Source organism: Flavobacterium sp. PL002, from assembly GCF_054165825.1.
Window position 1 is genome coordinate 3,791,495 of record NZ_CM135110.1, and the last position, 20,899, is coordinate 3,812,393.

Genomic DNA, 20,899 nt, shown 5'->3' on the forward strand with positions numbered 1-20,899 from the left:
AAATTGGTTTAATCGTTACATCTTTGTAGTATATAATTAAAACAAGATTGTTTTGAAAAAGGCCACTACAACTAACGCTATATTTAGTATTTTATCTCCAAAAACAGCAAAGATATTATCAATAATTATTTTCATCGTATTACTATTAATTTGTCTCTCTGGTGCTATTAGTCCGCCAATTGCTTTATTGTTGGGTTTGGTTGTTGCAAATATATTTGGACATCCCTTTTTGCAAAACAATCATAAAGCGACAACTATTTTATTACAAGTAGCAGTTGTGGGTTTGGGTTTTGGAATGAATGTTACGAGTGCTCTTGACGCAGGAAAAGAAGGTTTTCTATTTACAATCGCTTCTATTTTTAGTACTTTACTATTGGGTTTTTTTATTGGAAAATGGTTTAAAATTGATAGAAAAACAGCCCATTTAATCTCTTGTGGAACTGCAATTTGTGGTGGCAGTGCTATTGCGGCAATTGCTCCGGTTATAAAATCAGATGAAAAACAAACATCTGTAGCTTTAGGGGTTATTTTTATTCTCAATTCAGTTGCTTTATTTTTATTTCCGGTTGTTGGTCATTGGTTGCATTTGTCGCAACAAGAATTTGGTTTATGGTGTGCGATTGCTATTCATGACACCAGTTCAGTCGTTGGTGCAGCAAACAAATACGGGCCTATAGCATTACAAATAGCTACTACAGTAAAACTTGCCAGAGCATTATGGATTATCCCAATAGCACTGCTTACTGCTTCCTTATTTAAAAATAAAAACAGCAAAATAAAAATCCCCTATTTTATTGGTCTTTTTATTGTAGCGATGTTATTGAATACCTTTATTCCGCAAACAGCAATCGTTGCACCAACTATCGTTTTATTGGCAAAAATTGGACTTACCGTGACACTTTTTTTGATAGGAGCAGGTTTGAATTTTAACAGACTAAAATCGGTTGGGATTAAACCTTTTTTGCAAGGTGTTTTACTTTGGGGATTTATTGCTACTGCCGCTTTGATTTCAATAATGTACTTTAATTAATAGCATGCGGAAAGATTTTCCTCTTTATAATATAATACTGCAAACGTATGTAATCATAAAGTAGCGCGATTAAAAGAAAAAAAGCACCTACTAGTAAAGTTTTTATTTGGAGTAAACTATAAAAATAGCCACCAGATATACAACCAATAAAGAAAAAGCTTATTATTGATAGGCGCAAGTAAATACTAGCATTTAGTTTCTTTTTTTCGTTTGACTTTTTATAAAAAAACAATTGTGATAACTCAATTCCTAAATCAGTAAAAAGTCCTGTTAAATGCGTTGTTCTAACTGTTGATTGGGATATTTTTGTGACCAAAGAATTTTGTATTCCCATGGCAAAAAGTAATGAAAAGGCAATGGTTTTGCCTTCAAAAGACGATAGTTCAGCTGAAATACCTAATGTTCCAACTGTAATCAAAATTATTATTTCTAATGTCACGGGAACGATGTGTAGTAAATGAGGTTTTTTGATTGCTACTAATTCCGCTAAGAAATTGGAAGTAAAAGCACCCATTAAAAAGAAAAGAGTAAACACAAAAAAAGTAACGGCAGCGGCATAATCATGTTTATAAACTTCTTCTGCAAAAAAAGCAAAATGACCAGTAACATTTGTAGTTAATGTTTTTACTGCTAGAACCCCAGTAATATTAACGATTCCAGCAACAAAGGAAAGTAAAGTAGCCAATCGTAAATTATGAATGAATGTTCTGTTTTTTCCCTGATGGCGAAACATAATGAGTATTTATTTTGTTAATTATTGTAATCTTAAACTGCTATTATTTTTAATTATGTAAAAATGAAATACATTTGTAATTCATATAAATAAATGTAATGAAAAATATCAAATTTAAGCCTACGGTAGTCATTTTATCTGCAGTAGTTATTTGTTTCCTAACCGTATCTTGGGGAATTGTAGGACATGAGAGAATCAATAAAGCTGCAGTTATGGCTTTACCTAAACCAATGCTTGCGTTCTTTTATAACCATATCGATTTTATCACGCAAGAATCTACAGTTCCAGATTTAAGAAAATACATATTACAAGATAAAGCCGAAGGTCCTAGACATTATCTAGACATGGAAAATTTTGAGGGATCAGAAGATTATCCTAAGACTATGGCTGATGCCAAAAAGAAATACGACGATAAGTTTTTATCAAAAAGTGGGACTTTGCCTTGGCATATTCAAGACATGATGGCAAGATTGACACAAGCATTTAAAGATAAAAGAAAATCAGAAATCCTTTTTATTGCAGCTGAATTAGGTCATTATATTGGGGATGCACACATGCCATTACACACTTCTGACAATCATGATGGTCAATTAACAGATCAAAAAGGAATTCACTCTTTATGGGAAAGTAGGTTACCAGAACTGTTTGTAAAAGATTATAAATTTACGGTAGCTCCAGCACAATATTATGAAGACGTAGACAAAGCAATTTGGGCAATGATCAACGACACACACAGCTTAGTTCCAGCATTATTAGCAGCGGATAAAGGTTTACGCACAAGTTTAGCGCCAAATCAAATATTTGTAACGGATGCAGAAGGAAATATCGTGAAAAATAAATACAACGGAGTGCGTTACACAGATGAATATGCTGGGAAATTCCATGAAGCTTTAAACGGAATGGTAGAAAGCCAAATGAAAAAAGCAGTTACAGCAACAGCAAGTTTTTGGTACACTGCTTGGGTAAATGCAGGAAAACCTAACTTGGATAACCTTGATGCTTCTTCATTAACAAAACGTAATGCTAAGTTTCTTAAAAAGGATAGCAAGCTTTTCAAAAAAGGAGACCTTTTTGGAATAGAAAGTGATAAAGACGCTGAATAGTTCTTTTATATCAGTATAATAAAAAAGCCTGTGATTAATATTTTCACAGGCTTTTTTAGGTTTATTTTTTATTGTATTTCTTTTCTTTTAATACATCAGATGCTGTTTGATAGAAAGATATTGTTTCATTGATTAAATCCTTCCTTTCTGTCTTAAGTGGCTTTTGATCGTAATACAATTGAAAATCATCTTCAATACCTTCTTTAGGAATCAATGTTAATTGAAATTGTTTTACTTCCTGTTTTGGAGAAAGGATAGTTAATACATTATCTCGTATCATTCCTAAATCTTGATAGGTAGCAATTAACGCTCTAGGTTTATAATCGGCTTTTAAAACATCTTGACCAAAGAATTTACTTTGGTAATTAAAATTAAGTATTCCAAAAACCGTTGGCATAAGATCAATTTGTGATACTAGATTAGTATAATGTTGTGGCGCGATAAACCCTGGACTATAGATCATGGCAGGAATTCGGTATTTATCAACAGGTAACTCCGTTTTACCAGCGCTCGAAGCACAATGGTCAGCAACAATAACAAATACAGTGTTAGCAAACCAAGCTTCTTTTTTAGCCATAGTAAAAAACTTATTCAGCGCATAATCAGTGTATTTTACCCCACCATCTCTGGATTTAGCATCTCCAGGAATATCAATTTTATCATTAGGATAGGTGAACGGTCTGTGATTACTAACAGTCATCCAGTGATTAAAGAATGGTTTTCCTGTATTAGCTTCGGTGTTCATTACTTTTATTGCTTTGTCAGCCATATCTTCATCACAAACACCCCACACATTAGAAAATGTAATCTCTTCAGGCGTTAATGTTTTTTTATCGATAATGTCATAGCCGTTTCCTGTAAAGAAATCTTCCATATTGTCAAAGAATGCGTCACCACCATATAGGTATTTTACTGCATATCCTTTTTCTTTAAAAACACTTCCTGTTGTAAATTTGTCTTTATTATCTTTTCTTTTAACGACACTTTCACCAGCAGTAGGAGGTAAACATAAAGTAACTGCTTCAAGTCCTCGCACAGTCCTGTTTCCAGAAGCATAAAAATTTGTAAAAAGCAAACTTTCTGTAGCAAGTTTATCTAAAAATGGCGTAATATTTTGATCATTACCATAGGCTTTCATAAAATCAGCACTATAACTTTCAATAGTAATTAATACAACGTTTTTATGCATTTCAGTCGCCGCACTTTTTATATCTCGTAACGTAGAAAATCCATTAATTCCAGGTATTTGCTTGTTTAATGTAGCATAAGCTTCGTTATTAGGTATGGTTTTGTAGAATTTAAAATAATCTAACTCACTGTTTACAAAAGCCAAATAAAAGCGATAAATTCCGTTTGCCTGTAATTCATTTGTAAAAGTATTTTGAGAATTTTCTAATTGTGCTAGTTTAGGAACTGCAAATAATGAAAATGCAAAAAGGACAAAATAGATTCCTGAAATTTTAAGTTTTTCAACAAAAGAAGGGATGTTTTGTAAATACGCTTTTGATTTTTGAATAACAAAATAAGAAGCTATCCCAGCAATAAGAAATAAGCCAGAAAATAATGGAATGACAGGATAAGATTCCATAATGTTCCCTATTACTTCATTGGTGTAAACCAAATAATTTACAGCTATAAAGTTATATTTTACGCCAAATTCATTCCAAAAGAAATACTCACTAATAGCATTTTGCAAAATTAATAAGACAAATAAAAAGAGTACAAAACTAAATAACCAAAAACGAATTCTATCTCTATATTTTGGAACAAAAAGTAGTAATCCAAATAAAAAGGTTTTGATCCCAACAAATATTAAACCTATTTTAGGTAATGCACCTCCATATTCATTAAGGATTGATTTTCCTGAAGCGATATAAAGGAATAAGCTTACAAGCAGACCTAAAATAATATATCCATAAGGTTTGTAATATTTATTATTGGATATAAAAATTAAATACAACCATAAAAAGCAACTGGCAATAATAAATACAAAGAAATCAGAAACAATTCCTATAGTAAAAATCTTTAGCGCATCAATAGTCGAAAAACTTGCCTGCGTTATAGGATGAAATAATAACACAATTCTCAAAATAAAACTGACTACAATATAACATATGATTAAGTTATAGAAAGGGGATAATTTTTTTAAAAATGACATAATTATATTTTTGAGTAAAATTAATTAAACTACTGTTTTTTTGAACTTTCAATTCTTAAGTTTGCCTTAAGAAAATTAACGTTAACAATTTTAAACTCTTCTTTATGTTTAATTTTGTTGAATCTATATAAAGCGTAATTTCGCCATTTAATTATTTTAGTTTAAATATACATAAATAACCAATGAAAAAAATACTATCACTTTTATTATTATGCATAGCATCCTTAGGATATTCTCAAGATTGGAAAACAAACTTTGATGAAGCTTTAAGTGATGCTACTACTCAAAAAAAGCCTATCATTTTGGTTTTTTCAGGATCAGACTGGTGCGCACCTTGCATTAAATTAGACAAGAATATCTGGCAATCAGAAACTTTTAAAACTTATGCTGCTGCTAATTATATTTTAGAAAGAGCTGATTTTCCAAGAAAAAAACAAAATCAATTAGCTGGAGAAGTAGAAAAACAAAATCAAGGTTTAGCTGAAAAATACAACTTAGATGGAATTTTTCCGTTAGTAGTTGTTTTAGATTCAAAAGGGGCAGTTTTAGGAAAAACAAGTTTTAAAAATATTACCCCTCAAGAGTATATAGACGAATTAAATGCTTTTATAAAATAAAGGAATGAAACTATTTTTAGTACCTATTTTACTTCTTACAACTACTTTAGGATTTACACAAATAACATATAAAAGAACGCTTTCGATGTTAGGAAGTCCGTTTGAGATGACTGTAGTTGCTAAGGATGTTCCAGAGGCTAATTTATATATTGATATGGCTGTTGCCGAAGTGTCCCGACTAGAAAATTTAATTTCTGATTGGATTTCTACAACTCCTATTTCTGAAGTAAATAGAAATGCTGGAGTAAAACCAGTAAAAGTTCCCACAGAAGTATTCGAATTAGTACAGCGCGCCATCAATATTTCAAAACTTACATCGGGCGCTTTTGATATTAGTTACGCTTCAATGGACAAAATCTGGAAGTTTGATGGTAGCATGAAAAAAATGCCCACAGCAGAAGAAATTAAAAATTCGGTAGCCAAAGTAGGTTATCAAAATATTATTCTAGACCCTACCAACCAAACCATTTTTCTCAAAAATGAGGGAATGAAATTAGGTTTAGGCGGAATAGGGCAAGGGTTTATCGCTGATAAAATAAAGGCTATGTTAATTGCAAAAGGGGTAGTGTCTGGAATTGTAAATATCTCGGGTGATATCAACACTTGGGGTAAACAAATTGATGGTAAGCAATGGAAAGTAGGAATTAAAAATCCATTGAACAAAGATAAAATATTTGCTACATTTCCTTTAGAAGACAGTGCTGTAGAAACCTCTGGTAGTTATGAAAAGTATGTCGTTTTTAACGGAAAAAGATATTCTCATATTATAGATACCCGCACAGGTTATCCTGCAACAGGAGTAATAAGTGTTTCGGTATTTGCATCATCTACAGAGTTAGCTGATGCGCTAGCAACCGGAATATTTGTATTAGGAGTAGATATTGGTATCGATCTAATCAACCAGATAGCCGGTGTTGGTTGTATTTATGTAGAAGAAAATGGTAAAATTACCGCCTCAAAAAATATTGATTTAAAAAAGTACTCAAATGAATAAGATAATCTTTTTAGCGATTTTAGTTTTTACAATGCAGTCTTGCGTAGCTGTAAAAGAGTATGACAAACAATACATTAATGATCCCGATATGAAATTAGCAGCAAAGTCTTCGGAACGTTACGAAACCACTTTTCAGGTGTATCGTGAAGCAGCGGCTGGAGCCAATGGAGGAAAAACAGGTGGTGGTTGTGGATGTAATTAATTTTTGATAATGAAAAAAATACTATTTAGTGCAGTTGTACTTTTTAATCTTGCTGCGTTTGCTCAAGATAACGGTGCATCGACAGCGTTTAAAAAAAGAGTTTTAGAAAATAAAGAGGTAGATTTCCTTTTGAGTTATTACAAACAAGATGGGGTTCACTCAGCGGTTGCTGGAGGAACGGGTTCCGAAAAGTTAACTGATATAGCATCAAATATTATTGTAGCATTGCCACTTAATGATGATGATGTACTTACGTTTGATGTAGGAATATCAGCTTATACATCAGCTTCTTCGAGTAATATTAACCCTTTTAACAGCAGTACTGAAGGGAATACTACCAATTCAGGCGCTTCTGGTTCTAGTAATCCTGGAGCTACAAGCAGTCCTTATGGAACACCTTGGCAGGCTTCCTCTGGGGCTTCAGCTAGTGATCAATTAACATCAGTTACTGCAAATTACAGTCACAGTTCTGACAACCGAAATTTTATATGGAATGCTGATGTTTCATTTTCGAATGAATACGACTATACTTCGGTTGGTTTTGGTGGTGGAATAACCAAATTATTCAATCAAAAAAATACAGAAATAAGTATTAAAGCAAATGCCTATTTAGATCAGTGGCGCCCTATTTATCCAACAGAATTGAGTGAGTATGGCAAATACGGAATCAATTTTCAAAACCAAGGTTATTTAAAGGGAGTAGCAATTTTAGATCAAAACGGGAATGCTACTACAGATTATTTGCCTACTGCTTTTGCAACTTATGATAAAACTAATCGAAATTCCTATTCTGCATCGATTTCTTTTTCTCAAATTCTGACTCGAAAAATTCAAATGTCGGTTTTTATGGATATTTTACAGCAGGAAGGTTTGTTAGGAACACCTTATCAAAGGGTTTATTTTGCTGATAAAGCGAATTACTACATCGGACAGTCACAGTACATTCCGGTTTATAATTCTGAGCAAAATGTAGGAGTATACCAATTAGCTGATGACAATGAAAATTTACCAAGTTCGCGTTTTAAAATACCCATTGGTGCCCGCGTTAATTTTTACATTAACGAATATGTGGTTGCTAAAACCTACTACCGTTATTATCAAGACAATTGGGGAATTCAAGCGCATACAGCATCCTTAGAAGTACCAATTAAGTTGAGTGCTAAATTTACTATTTCGCCACTATACCGCTATTACACGCAAACTGCTTCAGATTATTTTGCGCCCTTTGATACCCATTTATCTACCGAAAAATATTATACATCGGATTATGATTTATCAAAATTCAATAGTCAACAATATGGATTTGGTTTAACCTACACCGATATTTTTGCTAAAGCCAAAATTTTTATTTTAGGATTAAAAACAATTGATTTGAGATTGAACCATTATGAAAGAAATGATGGGTTATCATCTAATATTGCTACGTTAGGATTCAAGTTTGAAATTGAATAAATAGATACAAGATGCACATTTTAATAGTTGAAGATGAAGTAGGAATTATACAGTTTCTACAACAAGGATTAGAAGAGGAAGGATACAACGTGAGCTGTGCTACCGATGGAGGAATGGGGTTTGAATTGATTCAAAAAAATCATTTTGATCTAATATTACTAGATTGGATGTTACCTAAAATGAGTGGTTTAGAACTATGTACAGCCATTAGAAAGAAAGATAATACAACACCAATCATCTTTTTAACTGCAAAGGATACGGTGCAAGAAACCATCGAAGGTTTAAAAGCAGGGGCAAATGATTATATCAAAAAACCTTTTAGCTTTGAAGAACTAGTGGAGCGTATTAAAATTCATTTTAGAAATCAAATAGATATTCAATTATTATCTTTAGGTAGTATTGAAATTAATTTGACAAAACACCTTGTTACCGTTAGCAATCGAGAGGTTTTCTTGACACAACGAGAATTTGAACTACTTTCCTATTTAGTACGCAACAAAGGAAAAGTGTGTACGAGAAACCAAATAATTGAGGACGTATGGGACATTCACTTTGATTATGATACAGGAGTAATTGATGTGTTTATTAATGCTATTCGTAAAAAACTTAATTTAAAAATTGAAGAAGACTACATAAAAACCATACGGGGTGTAGGCTATATCGCTAACGATTAAACATGCAACAACTTTCATTCAAAAATAGAATTGCTTCAAACTATATTATCACAACTGCATTATTGATTTTTGTAGTTTTTTGTGTGATATATTCGGTAGTGCGATTAACTTTCTACAACGATATTGACGGCGACATAGCGCTCGAAGTTACTACTCATTTGAATGAAATAAAGATTAATAAAAATGATTTTCACCTTGTTCATGAAGATGAATGGAAGGAAAGAGAACACAATACTGTTGATGTAAACCCTGTGTTTATAGCTTTTTATGATAAGGAGGGTAGCGTTTTGGAAAAATCTCCTAATCTGAAAAATGAAGTTTTACATTTTGATCCCTCAGCAGCAGATAATGAATTGTATGACACTAAATTATTAAAGAATAAAATAAGACAAATTCAAGTGCCTATTTTTTCGAATAATGTTAGCATTGGGCATATTATCATTGCAATGTCACTTGAAGGACCTACGCTAGTATTAAATCGTTTGGCACAAGTACTTATTATTACCTACCCTTTGATTCTGGTACTGCTATTTTTTATTGCTCGTTTCATCGCAGGTCGTAGCATTAAACCTATTAATGCAATTATTAACACCTCAAATAATATCACTAGAGATAATCTTACCGCACGTATTCCTTTACCACAAAATAAGGATGAATTATACACACTTTCTAAGACGATTAATAATTTATTAGATCGAATTGAAAATGCAATCGATAGAGAAAAACAATTCACCTCTGATGCTTCTCATGAGCTGAGAACACCACTTACGGTGCTAAAAGGGACACTGGAAGTATTGGTTAGAAAACCAAGAAATACAGAAGAATATCTTGATAAAATTACTTTTTGCATCACTGAAATTGACCGTCTCAACCAATTAGTAGATCAATTGCTACTATTAGCACGGTTTGAAAACCAAAAGAAGAGTTTGTCTATCGAAAATTTGTATTTAAACGGTACTTTATTAGACGTGATTTCTAGATTTTCTAGCACTATAGAGAATAAGAACATTCAATTACGAGCAAATTTTAATGAAGATTATTACGTACAAACGGATAATTATTTGTTTTCGATAATTATTAGCAACTTACTTTCTAACGCTATTAAATACTCTGCACAAGATGGTGTAATTGTAATAAATATACAGCGTAAAAATAACAAAATAGAATGTAGTATTGTGGATTCAGGAATAGGTATCGCCGCCGAAGATCTGGAGAAAGTATTCAATCCTTTTTTTCGATCTGATGCTAATGAACATCCACAAATTAAAGGAACAGGTTTAGGGCTTTCTATAGTCAAGAAATTATGTTTATTGCTTGCTATTGAAATTCAGTTTACAAGTAAAGTAAATAATGGTACATCAGTAATTTTAAGCTTAGACGAAGCTAAACTTAAGTAGTTCTTAAGTATCTTCTTAGATTCTTGTTGTATTTTTGAAATATAAAAGAAAGTAAAGATGCTTGAAAAAATTATATCCTTTAGTTTAAAAAACAAACTCATTATATTACTATTTACTCTTGGAATATTCGGTTTCGGAGTTTACTCTATATTCCAAATTTCCATTGGCGCAGTCCCTGATGTCACGAATAATCAAGTACAGGTAATCACCACTTCTGGGAACCTTTCTACCCAAGATATCGAACAATACATTACGTATCCTGTCGAAATTGAAATGGCCAATTTGCCTGGTGTAGTAGAAATTCGTTCTATTTCAAAATTTGGATTATCTGTTGTTACTATTGTTTTTGAGGATGATTTGGGAACCTATCTACCAAGACAATTAATTGCCGAAAAAATCAAATCGGCCTCTGAGAAAATTCCTGCTGGCTTTGGAACACCTACCATGGGGCCTATAACTACCGGACTTGGAGAGATTTACCAATACACTTTAGAGGTAAAACCAGAATTTAAAAATAATTATTCCGTTACCGATTTAAGAACCATTCAAGATTGGGTTGTAAAAAGACAATTATCAGGAATCAAAGGGGTGGTTGAGATCAATACCTGGGGAGGTTATTTAAAGCAATACGAAATAGCAATTAATCCGTCGCAGTTAAAAGCGATGCATATTGCAACAACTGATGTGTTTACTGCCTTAGAAAAAAACAATAATATCGCCGGTGGTGCGTATATTGAAAAAGTAAATCAGAGTTATTTTATTCGTGCCGAAGGTAAAGTGAACAACTTAGAAGACATCGAAAAAATAGTCGTTGCAAGTAACAATGGTTTTCCTATTTACATAAAAGATGTTGCCCAAGTCCGTTTTGGTAGTGCTAATCGCTTTGGTGCCATCACAGGTAATGGAGAAGGAGAGAAGGTTTTAGGGCAAGTAATGATGCTGAAAGGAGCCAATTCTAAACAAGTAATTACTGATGTGAAAGCTAGAATCGATCTAATTGAGAAATCATTGCCGGAAGGTGTGTACATCAACGGATTCCTAGAACGTAGTGAATTGGTTGGAAAAACTACTTTGACTGTTGCCGAAAATCTTATTTTAGGTTGCTTGATTGTGATTTTTGTAGTGGTTTTATTGTTAGGAAACTGGCGCTCTGGATTGGTAGTTGCTTCTGTGATTCCTTTATGTTTATTATTTGCTATTTCGTTGATGAATATTTTCGGAATTGATGCCAATTTGATGAGTTTGGGTGCAATTGATTTCGGAATTATAATTGACGGTGCGGTAATTATTGTCGAATTTATCGCTTTCCAGATAGCCAGTAAATCGTCACAATTAGGACCACTTTCGAAAGAAGATAGGCAACTCCAAATAGACCAAATTACGTACAAGAGCGCCTCAAAAATGATGAACTCCGCTATTTTTGGGCAGTTGATTATACTCATTGTTTTTATCCCGATTCTTTCATTGACTGGAATCGAAGGCAAAATGTTTAAACCTATGGCAATGACTTTTAGCTTTGCTTTAGTTGGAGCCATGATTTTTTGCTTTACTTATGTTCCAGTGGTTTCTTCCCTATTTTTAAAACCAACAATCGAAAATCCGAAATCAATTTCTAGCCGATTGATCCGCAAGTTAAATTCATGGTATTTGCCTATTATTACTTGGGCGTTAATCAATACCAAAAAAGTGTTGTACGGTGCGGGTGCTTTACTAGTGGTAGCAATTACCCTATTTATTACCATGGGAGGAGAGTTTATCCCCACACTTGATGAGGGTGATTTTGTTATTCAACCCGTTCTTAAAACAGGAACTACTTTGACAAAAACAATTGCTACAACAACAAAAATTGAGAAAATAGTACTCAAGAATTTTCCAGAAGTGGAACAAGTAGTAAGCCGTATTGGTGCTGCCGAAGTCCCTACAGATCCTATGAGTATGGAGGAAAGTGATGTCATTGTAAAGCTAAAACCAAAATCAGAATGGGTATCTGCAGCTACAAAGGATGAATTAGCCGACAAAATTAAAGCAGCGATAGAAAAGCAAATTCCGAACATGGAAATCGAATTTACACAACCGATTGAGATGCGTTTTAACGAATTAATATCAGGTACGCGCTCTGATGTGGCAGTGAAAATTTTTGGTGAAGATTTAAATGTTTTGGCTCGAAAAGCCAACGAAATCAAGGTAGCGATTGCAAAAGTAGAAGGAGCTTCGGATATTATAATCGAAAAAACCGAAGGCTTACCGCAAATGACAGTTAGATATGATCGAACTAAAATTGCGAGATATGGCTTGAATATTTCAGATCTTAATGACATGATTGCGCTCGGCTTTGCTGGTAAAACAGTAGGAAATGTGTTTGAAGGCGAGAAACGTTTTGATATGGTGATTCGTTTAGATCAAGCTAATAGAAAAAGTATCAATGACTTAAAAGACCTTTATATTACAGCGCCATCAGGAAAGCAAGTGCCCTTGCAAGAATTAGCAAATATTGATTATACAGAGGGTCCTGCTAAAATTTATAGAGACAATACTAATCGCAGAATTGTGGTAGGTATTAATGTTCGAAATCGTGATTTACAAAGCGTAGTTACTGACATTCAGAGAATTGTAGCTACTCAAGTCAAATTGCCTACGGGATATTATGTGCAATATGGTGGTCAGTTTGAAAACTTACAAAGCGCAAAAGCCAGATTAATGGTTGCCGTACCTATTGCATTATTTTTAATATTTATCTTATTGTATTTTGCTTTTGGTTCTGTAAAAGAAGCTTTGATGGTGTATTCAGCGATTCCATTGTCTGCTGTTGGGGGAGTACTGTTTTTATGGATTAGAGGATTGCCTTTTAGTATTTCAGCAGGTGTTGGTTTTATTGCCCTTTTTGGAATTGCTGTACTAAACGGAATTGTATTAATTGAACATTTTAAAGAATTGAAACACCAAGGAATGAAAAATATTGACGAACTAATTTTAAAAGGAACGACTGATAGATTGCGTCCAGTATTGCTAACCGCGGCGGCTGCAGCATTAGGTTTTTTACCTATGGCTATTTCGTCATCGGCAGGAGCAGAGGTACAACGCCCGCTAGCGACTGTGGTTATTGGAGGTTTGTTTACTGCTACTATTTTAACGATGATTGTATTGCCTATTTTATTCAAGTTATTCGATCAAAATGAATTTAAGAAACCACAATTTAAAGCACACAACAGTACTACTTTAATTATTTTGTTGTTTTTATCAACCTCTTTTGCTTTCGCACAAAACAATCAGTCAGAACTTGATAGTCTCATTGCAAAAGGAATTAGTAATAACAAAGGATTAAAGGCCTATCAATTGCAAGTGGAGAAGTACAAAGCCAATATTAACAGTGCTTTTTCTTTCGATAAAACAAATATTTATTACAATTATGATCAAAATAATGTAGCGTACAACAACGAACCCTTAAAAGTATTTGGTGTACAACAACGCTTTGAATTCCCTACGGTTTATGGTGCTCGAAAGAAAGTAAATACAACCGAATTCGAAAAGGAAAAAGCTAGTTTTGAGATTCAGAAAAACAAACTTTCATTAGCTATTGCAAAAGGATACCACCAAATAGTGTACCTGCAACATCAAGAAAAATTGTATGCCTACTTGGATAGTTTGTACCATACTTTCTCTAAAGCAAGTGACAGACGTTTTGAATTAGGGGAGACCAATTACCTAGAAAAAATCACTGCAGAATCTAAATTCAGGCAAATAAAAACGAAGCTGACGCAAATAGGGAATGAGAAGAAACTAGAGTACAGCGCACTCCAAAATCTAGTTCAAACGAATGATAAAATAGTAATCAATAGTAGCAAAGTTCTTCCATTGCAATTTTTAAGTAATGATGCAAGTAGAAAAGTATATACTGCTTATTTAGAAACGGTTAGTAAGAATTATGAAAGCCAAATTAAATTACAAAAACAAAGTTGGTTACCTGATTTACACTTTGATGTTTTTAGGGGTTCAAATAAAGGAATTTCACAATCTTTAAATGGTTTTCAAGTGGGTATAGCAGTTCCTATTTTGTATACAGCTACGGTTTCTAAATCGAAAGTGGCGCAACTCGAATTGCAAAGTTGGGAGCAACAGAAGCAGAATGAAAATCAAAAAATGGAAAGTTATTTAAATCAGAAAAAGGAAGAATTAGCAAAATATCAGGAAGCGATTAACTACTACAATCAATATGGCAAAAAGCTGTCTGACGAAATTATTAAAGTTGGAAGCATGAGTTATAAACATGGCGAGATTGACTTTTTTCAGTACATCCAAAGTTTAGAAAATGCAACGCTAATTCAAGTAGATTATTTAGATAATGTGCTTCAATTTAATAAAACACAGCTCGATATTCAATACTTAAATTACTAAAACGTCAAAAATGAAAAAAATACTATACATATTCACTCTTTCGATGCTTTTTGTATCTTGCAAAGAAGAAAAAAAGGAAGAAGTGTCAACTAAAAACACCGATTTTATAACGGTTACAGCAGCACAATTTAAATCTGGTGCAATGGCAATCGCCGAGCCTATGGAACAAGACTTTGATGTAACGGTCAAAACTTCGGGAAAAGTAGATGTTCCACCACAAAATAGAGCGCAAATCACCTCGTTTATTGGCGGTTATGTAAAAGCTACTTCGCTATTGGTTGGTGATAAAGTAACTAAAGGGCAAGCTTTGTTAACTTTAGAAAACACAGAATTCTTAGATATTCAAAAAGAATATTTGGATGTTGCAGAGCAAATTAAGTACCTAAAGTCCGAATATGAGCGTCAGAAAACGTTATTTGATGAAAAAATAACTTCACAAAAAAATTATTTAAAAGCAGAGAGTGATTACCGCAGAGCCAAAGGAATGTATCAAAGTTTAAGAGCGAAGCTAGTGATGCTTAATATTAGTCCTTCTAATGTTGAAAAAGGGAAATTAACCTCAGTTATTACTATTTATGCACCTATAGCGGGAGATATTGTGGTTATGAATGCTAATGTAGGTAGGCATGTTTCTCCAGCGGATGTGATCCTTGACATTATACAAACATCACATTTACATTTGGAACTAAATGTTTTTGAAAAAGATATTCTGAAAGTTAAAGAAGGACAATTGGTCAAGTTTACCGTTCCTGAAGCATCAAAAGAAACTTTTAATGCCGAAGTGCATTTGGTTGGAAAATCAATTGAAGGAAATGATAGAACGATCAATGTACATGCTCATTTAGAGGAAAAAATGACTCAAAAATTAATCACAGGAATGTTTGTTGAAGCCAATATTATAGTTGATTCTAAAAAAAGTCTGGCTGTACCAATTGAAGCTTTAATTACCGAAAATACCAAAAAGTACGTACTTTTATTAAAAGAAAACAGAGATAATACGTACTACTTCAAAAAAGTAGCAGTGAGCACTGGCGAACAATCAGAGAAGTATGTAGCAATTAGTGCAAACGATCAAATTAATAGCAAGTCTAAGATACTCGTTAAAGGTGTTTTTGATGTAGCAAATTAATTAGTCTGTAGTACCGATAGATTAAAATTTAAAAGACAGAAACCGAAATCCAGATTAAAAAAAAAGATTTCAAAAAGACAATAAAGTAAATCGAATTACATGACAAACGACAACAGCAAACCAACGCTAACAATTGATAATTATTTAGACAACCATTATATCCATCGCAGCAATTGGCTTAGAGCGGCTGTACTTGGAGCAAATGACGGTATCATTTCTATTTCGAGTTTGGCAATTGGGATAGCTGCTGCAAGTACTACCAGAGAGCCAATTATTTTGGCAACCGTTGCTGGGCTTGTTGCGGGTGCTTTATCCATGGCTGCTGGGGAGTATGTATCAGTCAGTTCACAAACCGATACGGAAAAGGCAGACATTGAGCGAGAAAAAGTAGAACTTAGCGAAATGCCTGAGGAAGAATTACATATCTTAGCTCAAATTTATGAAAAGCGAGGATTAAAAAAAGAAACGGCAATGCAAGTGGCGCTTGAACTTACTGAAAAAGATGCATTAGCCGCACATATTAGAGACGAGTTAGGTATTAATGAAATTAGTCAAGCGAATCCAATTCAAGCGGCATTAGCTTCAGGAGCTTCTTTTACTATTGGTGGCGTTTTACCGCTATTGGTAGTACTTTTTGCACCAGTAAAAGGCATGGAATATTGGCTGTATGGATCAACGATTTTGTTTCTTATTCTTTTAGGTGCTATGTCAGCAAAAACGGGCGGTTCAAGTATCTCCAAAGCAATTTTGAGAATTACAATTTGGGGTACAATTGCCATGGGGCTTTCGGCAGGGGTAGGTTATTTATTTGGTGTAAAAGTATAAACAAACAATTTTAAAATAGTAATTATGAACGACGCGCATTGGCACTTAGTAGTCAATCATTTTCCAATAATAGGAACCATCTTTGGTTTAGGAACTTTGATTGTTGGTTTGATTTTAAAAAATAATTCAGTCAAAAACGCCGCTTATATTTTATTTGTTGTGGCTGCAATTTTTGCATTTGCCAGCATGGCCACTGGTGATGGAGCAGAAGAAATGGTCGAGGACATGCCCAACATAGGCCATCAAATCATTCATGAACATGAAGAATTAGCCGAAAAACTCGCGCTTTTGTTGTATGCTACTGCTGTATTTAGCCTACTCTCCATTTATACCAGTGTAAAAAAGCATAGATTTTCTAAAATAGCTTCTTATATTACCTTATTTCTAGGTATTGGTGCAACTGTAGTAGGAACATTTGTAGGCACATCTGGAGGAGAGATTCGTCACACTGAAATTCGAGACAACAGTGCAAAACAAGCTGTTGAGAACACTATTCCCAAAGATGAGGCAGAGGAAGATTGAAAGCATAATTATTTTTTTAACAAAAAAGCAACATTAAGTTAAACTAAAAATTGCTTTTTAATAAAAAAAGCTTTTATATTTGCAAAAGAAAAAAATAACAAGTCATGTTTACAAATAAATTACATCATCATCATTTTCATTATTGCTCTCAAGCGATGTGTTAATGGTATGCATGTAAATCATCATATTAAAAAACCCGTTTGAGTACATCAAACGGGTTTTTTATTGCCTCAAATTGTACTCAGACATAACTATTAAAAATAAAAAAAAATGAGTACCTTAAAAATTGCAATTCAAAAATCAGGACGTTTAAACGAAGACAGTATCCAAATCCTTAAAGACTGCGGAATCTCTATCAACAACGGAATCGATCAGTTAAAAGCCGAAGCGTCTAACTTTCCTCTTGAAGTTTTATACCTTAGAAATTCAGATATTCCTCAATATTTAATTGATGGTGTGGTAGATATTGCTATTGTTGGTGATAATTTATTAGTCGAAAAAGGAAAAGGAATCCAAGTAGTTCAGAAACTAGGATTTTCTAAATGTAAAGTATCGATTGCTGTTCCTAAAACGTTCGAATACAAGTCTATCAAAGACCTAGAAGGAATGCGCATCGCTACTTCTTACCCAAACACGGTTATCGAATATTTCAACTCTTTTGGAGTAAATGTTGATATTCACCAGATTTCAGGTTCTGTTGAAATCGCTCCTAATATTGGTCTTGCCGATGCAATTGTAGATATCGTTTCTAGCGGAAGTACGTTGTTTAAAAACAATTTGAAAGAAGTTGAAATTATCTACAAAAGTGAAGCAGTACTTGCGGTTTCACCAAAAGTAACTCCAGATGTTCAAAAATTAATTGATACTTTAAAATTCAGAATCGAATCTGTTTTAAGAGCGCGTAGATCAAAATACATCTTGATGAACGTACCAAATGACAAAATTGAGGAAGTAGGTAAGATCTTGCCTGTTTTACGTAGTTTAACCGTATTGCCACTAGCGCAAGAAGGATGGAGCAGCGTACACTCTGTTATCGATAAAGATACTTTCTGGGATGTAATCGATCAGTTAAAAGATGCCGGTGCTGAAGGGATTTTGATCTGCCCAATTGAAAAAATGGTACTGTAGTTAAGTAGTAAGTAGTAATTCATAAGTTTTAAGTTAATTGCAGTTTGTCAAACAATGCTAAACTTTAAACCTGAAACTTTAAACTAAAAATCATGAATAAAATATACAACCCAAAACCAGAAATTTGGTCTGCAATTTTAGAGCGACCTACAAAAACGGTTGACGATATAGAACAAACTGTAAAAGAGATTTTTAAGGAAGTTCAAAAGAAAGGAGATGCTGCTGTTGCAAAATATACTTCGATTTTTGACGGAGTAACTTTTGATAATTTAGAAGTTTCAAAACAAGAAATTGAAAAAGCGGTAGCTACAGTTCCTAGTGAATTGAAAGAAGCTATTCAATTGGCTAAAAGCAACATCGAAAAATTTCATACGGCCCAAAAAACAGCCAAAGTAGAAGTTGAAACAGTTGAAGGTGTACAATGCTGGCAAGAAAAAAGACCAATTCAAAAGATTGGTTTGTATATTCCAGGCGGAACAGCACCTTTGTTTTCAACCGTTTTAATGTTGGCTGTTCCTGCAAATATTGCAGGTTGTAAAGAAATTGTTTTATGTTCGCCACCAGACAAACAAGGAAATATAAATCCAGCAATTTTATATGCGGCCAATTTATGTGGCGTTACTAAAATATTAAAAGTAGGAGGGATACAAGCAATTGCAGCAATGACTTTTGGTACAGAAACAATTCCTAAAGTATACAAGATTTTTGGACCAGGAAATCAATTTGTGACTGTCGCAAAACAATTAGCAACACAGTTTGGTGTAGCAATTGACATGCCAGCTGGACCTTCAGAATTGTTAGTTGTTGCTGATGATGCTGCAGTTCCTGCATTTGTAGCTTCCGATTTATTGTCGCAAGCAGAACATGGAGCAGATAGCCAAGTGATTTTGGTTTCAACTTCTAAAAAATTAATCGATGCCGTTGAAGAGGAAATTCAAATTCAATTAGAGCAATTGCCTCGTAAAGCAATTGCTGAGAAAGCGATAGCCAACTCTAAATTGATTTTTGTCGAAAATGATACAATCGCCTTAGACTTGATTAACGAATACGGACCAGAACACTTTATTGTTTGTACCGCTAACGATGAATTTTACATCAACGGAATAGAAAATGCAGGATCCGTTTTTATTGGGAATTATACTCCTGAGAGCGCGGGAGATTATGCCTCAGGGACTAATCATACCTTACCAACAAATGGTTATGCTAAGAATTATAGCGGTGTCAATCTAGATAGTTTTACTAAGTCAATGACTTTCCAGAAAATTTCTGAAAAAGGAATTCAAAATATTGGTTCTGCAATTGAACTTATGGCTGAAGCAGAAGGATTGCAAGCACACAAAAATGCGGTTACACTAAGACTAAATGCGATTAGAGATGGAAAATAATTTCGATATAAATAATTTAGTTCGCGAGAACGTCAAGACTATGAAGCCGTATTCATCGGCGCGTGATGAATTTAAGGATTTTGATGTGGCTCAAATGATATTTTTGGATGCTAATGAAAATCCGTATCAAAATGGCGTAAACCGTTATCCTGATCCACAGCAAAGCAGTGTTAAAGCTGTTTTAGCGAAGCAAAGAAATCTGAAAGTATCCCAAGTTTTATTGGGGAATGGTAGCGATGAAGTTTTGGATTTACTATTTAGAGCTTTTTGCGAACCTCAAGTTGATAACGTAATTACTTTACCTCCAACATACGGAATGTATGGTGTTTTGGCCAACATTAATGCCGTAGAAAATAGAGAAGTTTTACTATCTCAAGATTTTCAACCACAGATCGAATCAATCCTGGCTGCGGTTGATTCAAATACAAAAATGCTATTTTTATGTTCACCTAATAACCCAACAGGAAATTCATTTGATGATGAAAGCATAGTTACCTTGCTGAAGAATTTCAAAGGATTAGTCGTTATTGATGAAGCCTATATTGATTTCTCAAAAAAGCCAAGTTGGTTAAACGAATTAGATGAATATCCAAATTTAGTGATTACACAAACGTTGTCAAAAGCGTATGGTTTGGCTGGAATTCGTTTGGGGATATGTTACGCTTCTGTAGCAATTATTGCGGTTTTAAACAAAATAAAGCCACCTTACAATGTGAATGAGTTGACACAACAAAGAGCATTAGAAAGACTGGCTGATAAAGAGAAAATACAATTAGAAATTGACTCTATTGTAATACAAAGAGATGATTTACTTAAAGTATTAAGTGAAGTAGAATTTGTGTCGAAAATTTATCCTACTGAAGCAAATTTTGTTCTAATAAAAGTGGATGATGCTAATAAAAGATACAATGAATTAATTCAAAAAGGTATCGTGATTCGCAACCGAACAACGCAGCCTTTGTGTGAAAACACCTTACGTTTAACGATAGGTACAGCGGATGAAAATAAGATTTTAATGGAAGCCTTAAAAGCAATTGGCTAATTAGGAATAGAATTAAATTCATAATTTTATCGCCAAACGTTTTGCGTGAGGGATAGTAGTGGAGCTCTTTTTAGGACGGAGGAACGAAGTCCTAAAAAAGCGGGAACGAATAGCCC

At 33.7% G+C, this 20,899-nt stretch carries 17 protein-coding genes; 15 read left to right on the forward strand and 2 right to left on the reverse strand.

The genetic code is table 11. The features are described 5' to 3' along the window. The first annotated feature begins 112 nt into the window (after nucleotides 1-112). Nucleotides 113-1,030, forward strand: a complete 918-nt coding sequence (locus tag ACVEGE_RS16595; protein WP_370566941.1) for a YeiH family protein — start codon at nucleotides 113-115, stop codon at nucleotides 1,028-1,030. On the opposite strand, the gene ACVEGE_RS16600 is transcribed toward ACVEGE_RS16595, so the two are convergent. Continuing rightward, nucleotides 1,023-1,763 (reverse strand): YoaK family protein, encoded by a 741-nt coding sequence (locus ACVEGE_RS16600; RefSeq protein WP_192500052.1) that lies wholly within the window; start codon nucleotides 1,761-1,763, stop codon nucleotides 1,023-1,025. The two genes, ACVEGE_RS16595 and ACVEGE_RS16600, sit on opposite strands and share 8 nt — an antisense overlap. Before the next feature lie 98 nt (nucleotides 1,764-1,861). Here ACVEGE_RS16600 and ACVEGE_RS16605 point away from each other — a divergent pair, with 98 nt between their 5' ends. Continuing rightward, nucleotides 1,862-2,866: a zinc dependent phospholipase C family protein gene (locus ACVEGE_RS16605; RefSeq protein ID WP_192500051.1), complete on the forward strand. Its 1,005-nt coding sequence runs from the start codon at nucleotides 1,862-1,864 to the stop codon at nucleotides 2,864-2,866. Between the two features lie 61 nt (nucleotides 2,867-2,927). Here ACVEGE_RS16605 and ACVEGE_RS16610 read toward each other — a convergent pair whose 3' ends face one another. Continuing rightward, on the reverse strand, nucleotides 2,928-5,024 hold the full coding sequence (locus tag ACVEGE_RS16610; RefSeq protein WP_192500050.1) for an LTA synthase family protein: 2,097 nt from the start codon (nucleotides 5,022-5,024) through the stop codon (nucleotides 2,928-2,930). A gap of 182 nt (nucleotides 5,025-5,206) precedes the next feature. On the opposite strand from ACVEGE_RS16610, the gene ACVEGE_RS16615 reads away from it, so the two are divergent. The 13 genes from ACVEGE_RS16615 to hisC all read left to right on the forward strand — a co-directional run bounded on the left by ACVEGE_RS16615 (nucleotide 5,207) and on the right by hisC (nucleotide 20,783). Then, nucleotides 5,207-5,641: a thioredoxin family protein gene (locus ACVEGE_RS16615; RefSeq protein ID WP_173855031.1), complete on the forward strand. Its 435-nt coding sequence runs from the start codon at nucleotides 5,207-5,209 to the stop codon at nucleotides 5,639-5,641. A 4-nt stretch (nucleotides 5,642-5,645) separates the two neighbouring features. After that, nucleotides 5,646-6,635 carry an FAD:protein FMN transferase gene (locus ACVEGE_RS16620; protein WP_192500049.1) on the forward strand — a complete coding sequence of 330 codons (990 nt, stop codon included), beginning with the start codon at nucleotides 5,646-5,648 and terminating at the stop codon, nucleotides 6,633-6,635. Beyond that, nucleotides 6,628-6,837, forward strand: a complete 210-nt coding sequence (locus tag ACVEGE_RS16625; RefSeq protein ID WP_173852042.1) for a DUF4266 domain-containing protein — start codon at nucleotides 6,628-6,630, stop codon at nucleotides 6,835-6,837. The genes ACVEGE_RS16620 and ACVEGE_RS16625 overlap by 8 nt, the downstream gene beginning before the upstream one ends. A gap of 9 nt (nucleotides 6,838-6,846) precedes the next feature. Next, on the forward strand, nucleotides 6,847-8,289 hold the full coding sequence (locus tag ACVEGE_RS16630) for a DUF3570 domain-containing protein (RefSeq protein ID WP_192500048.1): 1,443 nt from the start codon (nucleotides 6,847-6,849) through the stop codon (nucleotides 8,287-8,289). Nucleotides 8,290-8,300: 11 nt separating this feature from the next. Continuing rightward, nucleotides 8,301-8,963 carry a response regulator transcription factor gene (locus ACVEGE_RS16635; RefSeq protein WP_192500047.1) on the forward strand — a complete coding sequence of 221 codons (663 nt, stop codon included), beginning with the start codon at nucleotides 8,301-8,303 and terminating at the stop codon, nucleotides 8,961-8,963. 2 nt (nucleotides 8,964-8,965) lie between these two features. Continuing rightward, on the forward strand, nucleotides 8,966-10,360 hold the full coding sequence (locus ACVEGE_RS16640; RefSeq protein WP_192500046.1) for a sensor histidine kinase: 1,395 nt from the start codon (nucleotides 8,966-8,968) through the stop codon (nucleotides 10,358-10,360). Between the two features lie 57 nt (nucleotides 10,361-10,417). After that, nucleotides 10,418-14,752, forward strand: a complete 4,335-nt coding sequence (locus ACVEGE_RS16645; protein ID WP_192500045.1) for a CusA/CzcA family heavy metal efflux RND transporter — start codon at nucleotides 10,418-10,420, stop codon at nucleotides 14,750-14,752. Nucleotides 14,753-14,762: 10 nt separating this feature from the next. Continuing rightward, on the forward strand, nucleotides 14,763-15,881 hold the full coding sequence (locus tag ACVEGE_RS16650; RefSeq protein ID WP_192500044.1) for an efflux RND transporter periplasmic adaptor subunit: 1,119 nt from the start codon (nucleotides 14,763-14,765) through the stop codon (nucleotides 15,879-15,881). Between the two features lie 99 nt (nucleotides 15,882-15,980). Continuing rightward, nucleotides 15,981-16,706 (forward strand): VIT1/CCC1 transporter family protein, encoded by a 726-nt coding sequence (locus ACVEGE_RS16655; RefSeq protein WP_192500043.1) that lies wholly within the window; start codon nucleotides 15,981-15,983, stop codon nucleotides 16,704-16,706. A gap of 24 nt (nucleotides 16,707-16,730) precedes the next feature. Next, nucleotides 16,731-17,228 (forward strand): DUF2231 domain-containing protein, encoded by a 498-nt coding sequence (locus ACVEGE_RS16660; protein WP_192500042.1) that lies wholly within the window; start codon nucleotides 16,731-16,733, stop codon nucleotides 17,226-17,228. Between the two features lie 270 nt (nucleotides 17,229-17,498). After that, nucleotides 17,499-18,356 (forward strand): ATP phosphoribosyltransferase, encoded by an 858-nt coding sequence (hisG, locus tag ACVEGE_RS16665; protein WP_192500041.1) that lies wholly within the window; start codon nucleotides 17,499-17,501, stop codon nucleotides 18,354-18,356. Between the two features lie 92 nt (nucleotides 18,357-18,448). Next, the gene (gene hisD / locus ACVEGE_RS16670) at nucleotides 18,449-19,741 is read left to right on the forward strand and encodes a histidinol dehydrogenase (protein ID WP_192500040.1); all 1,293 of its coding nucleotides are present in this window, start codon (nucleotides 18,449-18,451) and stop codon (nucleotides 19,739-19,741) included. Then, complete coding sequence (gene hisC, locus ACVEGE_RS16675; RefSeq protein WP_192500039.1) at nucleotides 19,731-20,783, forward strand: histidinol-phosphate transaminase; 1,053 nt, start codon at nucleotides 19,731-19,733, stop codon at nucleotides 20,781-20,783. Before hisD ends, hisC begins: the two co-directional genes overlap by 11 nt. Nucleotides 20,784-20,899 lie beyond the last annotated feature (116 nt).